This window comes from Actinoplanes sp. NPDC051343 (assembly GCF_044455125.1).
Taxonomy (GTDB): domain Bacteria; phylum Actinomycetota; class Actinomycetes; order Mycobacteriales; family Micromonosporaceae; genus Actinoplanes.
The window spans coordinates 1-1,178 of the sequence record NZ_JBITEL010000058.1 but is presented as its reverse complement, the minus strand read 5'-3'; the positions used below and the strand labels follow the sequence as shown (position 1 = coordinate 1,178).

Sequence of the window (1,178 nt, the reverse complement as noted above, 5' to 3'; positions counted from 1 at the left end):
ACTCTGCTGGCCCGGCACGCGAACCTGCGTGCGGGTTTCCGTCAGATCCGTGACGGGATGACGGTGCAGGTGGTGTGGCGGGAGGTCGACCTGCCTTGGGAGGAAAGCGACCTGTCCGACCTGGCCGGGCCGGAGCGGGCCAGTGCGGCGGAGCGGGTTCTGGCCGAGGAACGTGTTCGCCGTTTCGACATGGACCGGCCGCCGTTGTTGCGGGTGATGTTGCTCCGGTTGGGTGCCGAGGAGCACCAGCTGGTGATCACCAGTCATCACATCCTGTTGGACGGCTGGTCGTTGCAGGGGCTGTTCGGTGAGCTGTTCGCGTTGTACGGGACCGGTGGTGACGACGCGACGCTGGCTCCGGTGGTCGGGTTCAAGCAGTATCTGGACTGGCTGGCCCGCCAGGACACGGCGGCGGCATCGCAGGCGTGGTCGCAGGCGTTGGCCGGGCTGCCCGGACCGACCCTGATCGCGCCCCAGACGGCGGGCCGGTCCCCGGAGACCCCGGGGCAGATCTGGACGGAACTGTCCGACGAGCTGACTGATGGGTTGACCGCGACGGCCCGCCGGCTCGGGGTCACGCTGAACACGGTGGTCCAGGCGGTGTGGGGGCTCTATTTGGGCCGGGTCACCGGCCGCGAGGATGTCGTGTTCGGCACGACGGTGTCCGGGCGTCCGCCGGAGATCCCGGGTATCGATCGGATGATCGGGCTGCTGATCAATACCGTGCCGGTCCGGGTGCGGCTGCGACCCGGGCAGACGTTCGCCGGGTTGCTGGCCCGGTTGCAGGACGAACAGGCTCAGTTGCTGGCCCACCAATATCTCGGCCTGACTCAGATCCAGCGGCTGGCCGGGTCCGGGCCGCTGTTCGACACCCTGCTGGTCTTCGAGAACTACCTTGTCGAGCAGACCTCAACCGACCGGCTGTCCGCAGGTCTGGAGATCGCCGGTGTCTCCGGCAAGGACGCCACCCATTATCCGCTGAGCCTGATTGTGGTGCCGGGGCCGCGGTTGAGGCTGCGGTTGGACTATCAACCCGGCCTGTTCGACGAACCCACCGCCCGGACCATCGCGGCCCGGGTGGGCCGGTTGTTGGAGGCGGTGGCCGGCGACCCGGACCAGCCGGTCTCCCGGGTCGACGTGCTCGGTCCGGCTGAGCGGCGCATGATCCTGGATGAGTT

At 68.5% G+C, this 1,178-nt stretch carries 1 protein-coding gene; it reads left to right on the top strand.

Annotated elements, in window-relative coordinates; translation table 11 throughout:
• Positions 1-57: 57 nt before the first annotated feature.
• Positions 58-1,178 (top strand): condensation domain-containing protein (locus ACIA5C_RS48640; RefSeq protein WP_396068209.1); only part of this gene is annotated, 1,121 nt, incomplete at its 3' end.